A 7500-nucleotide genomic window follows, 5' to 3' on the forward strand; every position below is an offset into this window, starting at 1 on the left:
ATGAATAATGATCTAACATCATTATGGGAAAAAACATTAAATATTATAAAGGGGGAAATGAGTGAAGTTAGCTTCAATACTTGGATTAAAAGCTGTAATCCTATATCAATATCTTCCGATACAATAAAAATAAGCGTTCCTAATTCTTTCACTCAAGATATTTTAGAAAAGAGATATAAAGATCTAGTTATAAATTCTATAGAGGCCGCATGTTCTAAGTCCTATAAAATAGAGTTTATTCTTGAATCTGATATTATAGAAGCTGAAGAAAAGGAAAAAGAAAAGGAAGAAGTTAAAGGAAAAGGTAATACAAAATCATCAGTTACAGTTAATGATGAAATGTCCAGTACATTAAACCCTAAATATACTTTCAATTCTTTCGTTGTAGGTAATAGTAACAGATTTGCTCATGCAGCATCCCTAGCTGTTGCTGAAGCTCCTGCAAAAGCATATAACCCTTTATTCATTTATGGTGGTGTTGGACTTGGCAAAACTCACTTAATGCATGCTATCGGACATTACATCTTACAAAGTAATCCAAATGCAAAAGTAGTTTATGTTTCTTCTGAAAAGTTTACTAATGAACTAATAAATGCAATAAAAGATGATAGAAATGTAGAATTTAGAAATAAATATAGAAATGTAGATATTCTACTAATAGATGATATTCAATTTATAGCAGGTAAAGAACGAACTCAAGAAGAATTTTTCCACACCTTTAATGAATTACACGATGCTAATAAGCAAATAATTTTATCATCAGATAGACCACCAAAAGAAATTCCAACTTTAGAAGATAGGCTCCGTTCAAGATTTGAATGGGGACTAATAGCTGATATTCAACCACCAGATTTCGAAACCCGAATGGCGATTCTAAAAAAGAAAGCTGATGTTGAGAAATTAAGTGTTGCTAATGAAGTTATGGTTTATATTGCTACAAAAATAAAATCAAATATAAGAGAACTTGAAGGTGCATTAATTAGAATTGTTGCCTACTCATCTCTAACCAATAGGCCAATTACAGTTGATTTAGCAACTGAAGCACTAAAAGATATTATATCAAGTAAGCAAAACCAAAGTGTTACTATAGATCTAATTCAAGATGTTGTATCTACTTATTTCAATCTTAGAGTTGAAGATTTAAAATCTCAAAGAAGAACTAGAAATATTGCGCATCCAAGACAAATCGCTATGTATTTATGTAGAAAACTTACAGATATGTCCTTACCTAAAATAGGAGAAGAATTTGGAGGCAGGGATCATTCAACTGTAATACATGCGTATGAAAAGATTTCAGATAATTTAACCAAAGATGAAAGTCTACAGCATACAATAAATGATTTAACAAAGAAACTCACTCAAAATTAATCAACAATTGTACATAACTTTTATTGAATTGCTTGTGGATAACTTTTAAAAAATTAATTAATGTTTAAAATGTGGATAAGAATTGTATCTATTGCTTCACTTATCCACAATATTTTTTACACAAAAAATCAGTTGTATAAAGGGCTATAAATACTTTTCAACAAATTAACAGCACCTATTACTACTGTTACTATATTTTTATCTAATTATTTTATCTATATATGTATATAAGGAGGTTCTTATATGAAATTTAGTTGTGAAAAACAGAAATTACAAGAAGGAATATCTATTTCAAATAAAGCTATAACAGGAAAAACTACAATGCCAATACTAGAAGGCATATATATAAAAGCTTTTAAGAATAGTTTAACACTTATAGGATCTGACATGGATTTATCAATAGAAACTTCAGTTGAGGCTGATGTAATAGAAGAAGGAACAATAGTTGTTGATTCTAAAATATTTAGTGAAATTATTAGAAAATTACCCAATTCAGATGTTTATATAGAAACTCTTGATAATGACATAATACAAATAACTTGTGAAAAATCAATATTTAATCTTGTTTATATGAAAGCTGAAGATTATCCATCTCTACCAGAAATAAAGGAAAATATATCAGTTGAAGTTCCACAAGATATATTGAAAAGTATGATAAGAGGAACATCTTTTGCAGTAGCACAGGATGAAACAAGACCAATACTTCAAGGTATATTATTTGAAATTAAAGATAAAAAACTAAACTTAGTAGCTTTAGATGGATATAGAATGGCTGTCAGAAGTGAATATTTAGGCAGTGATGACAATATTGATGTAGTAATACCTGGAAAAACATTAAATGAAGTGGCTAAAATTTTAGAAGATGCAGAAAATCTTGTAAAAATTACTTTTACAGATAATCATATATTATTTAATTTAGATAAAACAAAAATTGTATCAAGATTATTAGAAGGAAAGTTTGTTAATTATGTATCATTATTGCCACAAGAACATAAGATTTTAGTGGAAGTAAATAGACATGATTTACAAAATTGTATTGAGAGAGCATCTTTAATGTCAAAAGATAGCAATAGTAATTTAATAAAATTAGACTTTAATGAAGATAATGTTATTATAACTTCTAATTCTCAATTGGGAAAAGTTAGAGAAGAACTTAATATAAATCTGCAAGGTGAAGAGTTGCAAATTGCATTTAATTCAAGATATATTTTAGATGTTCTTAAAAATATAGATGAAAATGAAATCTATATGGAAATGACATCTAGTGTTAGTCCTTGCATTATAAGATGTAAATCAAATGACAATTCAAGATATCTTGTTCTTCCTGTAAGATTAATGAGATAATGAGAGGAGGATTTTGCATAATTATGCAAATAGTATGCAAATAACTGGAAATGAAAGAAGTGAAAATAAATACCGAATTTATAAAGCTAGATTCTTTTTTAAAATGGTGTGGAGCAGCAACTCAAGGGGCTGAAGCTAAAATTTATATTTTAAACGAAGAAGTAAAAGTAAATAATGAAATCTGCACTCAAAGAGGAAAAAAGATTAGACCTGGAGATATTATAGAGTTTGATGGTGAAAAGTATAAAGTTGTATAAAAATATTACTAATATCTCAGAAAACTAATAATTACCTTTATTACTCTAATTATGATATAATTAAAATAGGTGTTACAATGTATATTAAAAAGTTACAATTACTAAATTATAGAAATTATAAGCAATTAGACATATCCTTTGGAAAGAAAGTAAATGTGTTTATGGGAGACAATGCCCAAGGAAAGACAAATATCTTAGAAGCAATATACTATTGCGCTTTTGCAAAGTCTCATAGAACATCAAGGGATAAGGAATTGATAAATTGGGAAGCTAATAGGGCTTATTTGAGTTTATTAGTTGGAAGAGAAAGATTAGATAAAAATATTGATATAAGCATATTTAAGGACGGAAAGAAAGCGATAAAAATAAATAAAGTTAAAGTTTCCAAAATAGGAGAACTATTTGGAAACTTTAATGTTGTTATGTTTTCTCCTGAAGATTTAAAAATAATAAAGAGTTCTCCTGGAGTTAGAAGAAGATTCATTGATATGGAATTATGCCAGCTTAGTCCAAAATACTATTATAACCTTGTACAATATAATAAGGTTTTAATTGAAAGAAATTTATTGCTAAAAAACAGGAAATTAGATAAAGAAATGCTGGATATATATGATATTCAAATGACTGAATTTGGGCATAATATCATAATGGAGAGACTTTATTATATAAACAAATTAAATTTTTATGGAGAGGAAATTCATAATGATATATCTTCAGGAAAAGAGATTATAAAATTTAAATACATAGGCACTGTAAAAGAATTAGGTGACATAAAAAATAATTTTTATGAAGCTTTAGTAAAAAATAGAGACAAAGATATCGAAAAGGGAATAACATCAATAGGACCCCATAGAGATGATTTTACTGTTCTCATTAATGAAATTGATGCAAAGAGTTTCGGTTCTCAAGGACAGCAGAGAAGTGCGGTTCTTACAATAAAATTTTCGTCACTTAAAATAATAAGAGAGATAACATCAGAATATCCTGTTTTACTTTTAGATGATGTTTTATCAGAATTAGATTTTAGCAGGAAAAGATATGTACTAACATCAATAAAGGATATTCAGACTATAATTACCTGCACAGGTATAGAAGATTTAACTAATTATTTAGATGACAGCTCTAAAGTTTTTAAAGTCAAGGATGGAGAAATCCTATAGCTGAGGGAGGAATTTTTTATGTTTTTACATTTAGGAGAAAATGTAGTAGTACCAATAAAAGATATAATTGGAATATTTGATTTAAATACTACAATGTATAGCTCAGATACAAGTTCTTTTTTAAGAATGGCTGAAGAGGATGGATTTGTAGAAAGAATTTCAAAAGAACATCAACCTAAGTCCTTTGTTATAGCAGAAGTTAACAAGATGAGTAAAATTTATCTGTCTCCTATTTCATCTTCAACATTAACAAAAAGGGCTAACCTAGATTACAATTAATGATTCCAATGTTAAATCTTCGTGTAATTATATAAAAATCTGTTGTGTTAGGAGGAGATTATATTGGAAAAAAATACACAAACTTATGATGAAAGTCAAATTCAAGTTTTAGAAGGTCTTGAAGCTGTTAGAAAAAGACCAGGGATGTATATTGGAAGTACAAGTTCAAGGGGATTACACCATCTTGTTTATGAAATAGTTGATAATAGTATAGATGAAGCCTTAGCTGGATTTTGTAGTAATATTGAGGTTTCAATAAATGAAGATAATTCTATAACTGTTATAGATGATGGTAGAGGTATGCCGACAGGATTAAATGAGAAACTCGGAAAATCCAGTGTAGAAGTTATAATGACAGTTCTTCATGCTGGAGGTAAGTTTGGCGGTGGCGGATATAAAGTTTCTGGTGGATTACATGGAGTTGGTGCGTCAGTTGTTAATGCTTTATCAGAATGGTGTGAAGTAATAGTTAAAAGGGATGGATATGCTTGGAAGCAAAGATATTCAAGAGGAAATGCAGTAACTGACCTGATTCAAATTGGTGAATCTGATGAACACGGAACAACTGTTTCTTTTAAACCAGATGTAGAGATATTTGAAGATACAGTTTATGATTTTGAGGTTTTATCCAAGAGACTAAGAGAACTTGCCTTTCTAAATAAGGGAATTAGGATAACTTTAATAGATAAAAGAGAAGGAGAAGAAAATCAGGAGTTATACCATTATGAAGGTGGAATAAGGGAATTTGTATCATACCTTAATAAAAACAAAGAGGTTTTACATGAAGAACCTATTTATATTGAGGCGATGAGGGATGATGTGTTTGTAGAAGTTTCTCTTCAATACAATAATTCCTATACTGAAAATATATATTCTTTTGCTAATAATATAGATACTGTAGAGGGAGGAACTCACCTTTCAGGATTTAAATCAGCACTGACTAAGGTTATTAACGATTATGCTAGAAGATATAACTATCTTAAGGAAAAAGATAATAACCTGACAGGTGATGATGTAAGAGAAGGATTAACTGCTGTTGTATCAGTAAAAATAACAAATCCTCAATTTGAAGGTCAAACAAAAACTAAACTAGGAAATTCAGAAGTTAGGAGCATTGTAGATTCAATAACAGCAGAGGGGGTAGCAACCTTCCTAGAAGAAAATCCTGCTATAAGTAAGCTTATAATAGATAAGGCATTAATGGCAACAAGAGCCAGAGATGCAGCAAGAAAGGCCAGGGAATTAACAAGAAAATCAGCTTTAGAGAGATCTACATTGCCTGGGAAATTAGCAGATTGTTCTTCTAAAGATCCATTAGAATGTGAGATATACATAGTTGAGGGGGATTCAGCTGGTGGTTCTGCAAAGCAAGGAAGAGATAGAAGATTCCAAGCTATATTACCTTTGAGAGGTAAGATATTAAACGTTGAAAAGCAAAGATTAGATAGAATACTTACATCAGATACAATAAAATCAATGGTTACTGCCTTCGGTGCAGGTATTGGTGATGATTTTGACGAAAGTAAATTAAGATATAACAGAATAATTATAATGACTGATGCCGATGTTGATGGTGCCCACATTAGAACATTATTATTAACATTCTTCTTTAGGTATATGAGGGGATTGTTAGATGGTGGTCATGTTTATATAGCTCAACCGCCACTATATCAAGTGAAAAAGAACAAGAAGGAGTACTATGTTTATTCTGATGAAGAATTAGAAACTCTTTTAAAAGAAATTGGTGGAAAAGATAGTTCAACCAGCATTCAAAGATATAAAGGTTTAGGAGAAATGAATGCCTCTCAATTATGGGATACAACAATGGATCCAGAGAAGAGAATATTATTAAAAGCAACAGTAGAAGATGCAAAGGAAGCTGATGAAATATTTACAATACTAATGGGAGATAAAGTTGAACCAAGAAGAGAGTTTATTGAAAAGAATGCTAAGAAAGTAAGCAACTTGGATATTTAGTACTAAAACGAGGTGAAGTAAGTACATGGATTTAAATGAGGGAAAAATAGTTCCTATAGATATAAATAAAGAAATGAAAAAATGCTATATAGATTATGCAATGAGCGTAATTGTAGGTCGTGCATTACCAGACGTTAGGGATGGATTAAAACCAGTTCATAGAAGAATATTGCATTCAATGAATGAATTAGGTGTAACTCCTGATAAAAGTTATAGAAAATGTGCAAGAATAGTTGGGGAAGTTTTAGGTAAATACCATCCACATGGAGATTCATCAGTTTATGATGCTCTAGTTAGACTTGCTCAAGACTTTTCAATGAGATATATGTTGGTAGATGGACACGGAAACTTTGGTTCAGTAGATGGTGATGGTGCAGCAGCCATGAGGTATACTGAAGCAAGAATGAATAAAATTGCTGTTGAGATGCTCAGGGATATAAACAAAGATACAGTTGATTTTATTCCTAACTTTGATGGTGAAGAAAAAGAACCAGTTGTACTTCCATCAAGATATCCTAATCTATTAGTTAATGGATCATCAGGTATAGCAGTTGGTATGGCAACTAATATACCACCTCATAATTTAGGAGAAGTTATTGATGGTACAATAATGCTTATTGATAATCCAGAAGCAACATCAACTGAGCTTATGACTGTTATTAAGGGGCCTGACTTTCCAACTGGTGCAACAATTATGGGAACATCAGGTATAAGAGCAGCTTATGAAACTGGAAAAGGTAAAATAATTGTAAGAGCAAAAAGCGAGATAGAAGAGGAAAATGGAAGACACAGAATTGTTGTTACAGAAATACCTTACCAAGTTAATAAAGCAAAATTAATTGAAAGTATAGCTGATTTAGTAAAAGATAAAAAAATTACTGGAATATCTGATTTAAGGGATGAATCAGATAGAGAAGGTATGAGAATCGTCATTGAACTAAAGAGAGAAGCTAACCCAAATGTAATATTAAATCTTTTATATAAGCATACTAAGATGCAAGATACCTTTGGGATCATAATGTTAGCTTTAGTAGATAATGAACCAAGGATATTAAGCTTAAGGGAACTTCTAGGAAATTATATTAAATTCCAAAAAGAAGTAGTAACAAGAAGAA

7 protein-coding genes (1 of these 7 only partly in view) are annotated in these 7500 nt (G+C 30.0%); all 7 read left to right on the plus strand.

Annotated elements, in window-relative coordinates; translation table 11 throughout:
* Window positions 1-1368 carry a chromosomal replication initiator protein DnaA gene (gene dnaA, locus BEN51_RS00005; protein ID WP_119864092.1) on the plus strand — a complete coding sequence of 456 codons (1368 nt, stop codon included), beginning with the start codon at window positions 1-3 and terminating at the stop codon, window positions 1366-1368.
* 243 nt (window positions 1369-1611) lie between these two features.
* Window positions 1612-2712: a DNA polymerase III subunit beta gene (dnaN, locus tag BEN51_RS00010; RefSeq protein ID WP_119864093.1), complete on the plus strand. Its 1101-nt coding sequence runs from the start codon at window positions 1612-1614 to the stop codon at window positions 2710-2712.
* A gap of 50 nt (window positions 2713-2762) precedes the next feature.
* Window positions 2763-2969 (plus strand): S4 domain-containing protein YaaA, encoded by a 207-nt coding sequence (gene yaaA, locus BEN51_RS00015; protein ID WP_119864094.1) that lies wholly within the window; start codon window positions 2763-2765, stop codon window positions 2967-2969.
* A gap of 77 nt (window positions 2970-3046) precedes the next feature.
* Window positions 3047-4129: a DNA replication/repair protein RecF gene (recF, locus tag BEN51_RS00020; protein WP_119864095.1), complete on the plus strand. Its 1083-nt coding sequence runs from the start codon at window positions 3047-3049 to the stop codon at window positions 4127-4129.
* Between the two features lie 18 nt (window positions 4130-4147).
* Window positions 4148-4408, plus strand: coding sequence for an extracellular matrix regulator RemB (gene remB, locus BEN51_RS00025; RefSeq protein WP_119864096.1), 261 nt, complete (start codon window positions 4148-4150; stop codon window positions 4406-4408).
* 60 nt (window positions 4409-4468) lie between these two features.
* Window positions 4469-6385 carry a DNA topoisomerase (ATP-hydrolyzing) subunit B gene (gene gyrB / locus BEN51_RS00030; protein WP_418219560.1) on the plus strand — a complete coding sequence of 639 codons (1917 nt, stop codon included), beginning with the start codon at window positions 4469-4471 and terminating at the stop codon, window positions 6383-6385.
* A 25-nt stretch (window positions 6386-6410) separates the two neighbouring features.
* Window positions 6411-7500: the 5' end (the start) of a DNA gyrase subunit A gene (gyrA, locus tag BEN51_RS00035; protein WP_119864098.1), read on the plus strand. Its footprint extends 1376 nt past the window's final position; 1090 of the gene's 2466 nt are visible here — the first part of the coding sequence; it begins with the start codon at window positions 6411-6413; its stop codon lies beyond the right edge, outside the window.

The organism is Clostridium isatidis, assembly GCF_002285495.1.
Taxonomy (GTDB): Bacteria; Bacillota; Clostridia; order Clostridiales; family Clostridiaceae; genus Clostridium; species Clostridium isatidis.

Bases quoted from the DNA above. Each gene is read 5' to 3' on its own strand.
- yaaA (WP_119864094.1), top strand. From the start codon at position 2,763: ATGAAAGAAGTGAAAATAAATACCGAATTTATAAAGCTAGATTCTTTT.
- dnaN (WP_119864093.1), top strand. From the start codon at position 1,612: ATGAAATTTAGTTGTGAAAAACAGAAATTACAAGAAGGAATATCTATT.
- recF (WP_119864095.1), top strand. From the start codon at position 3,047: ATGTATATTAAAAAGTTACAATTACTAAATTATAGAAATTATAAGCAA.
- remB (WP_119864096.1), top strand. From the start codon at position 4,148: ATGTTTTTACATTTAGGAGAAAATGTAGTAGTACCAATAAAAGATATA.
- dnaA (WP_119864092.1), top strand. From the start codon at position 1: ATGAATAATGATCTAACATCATTATGGGAAAAAACATTAAATATTATA.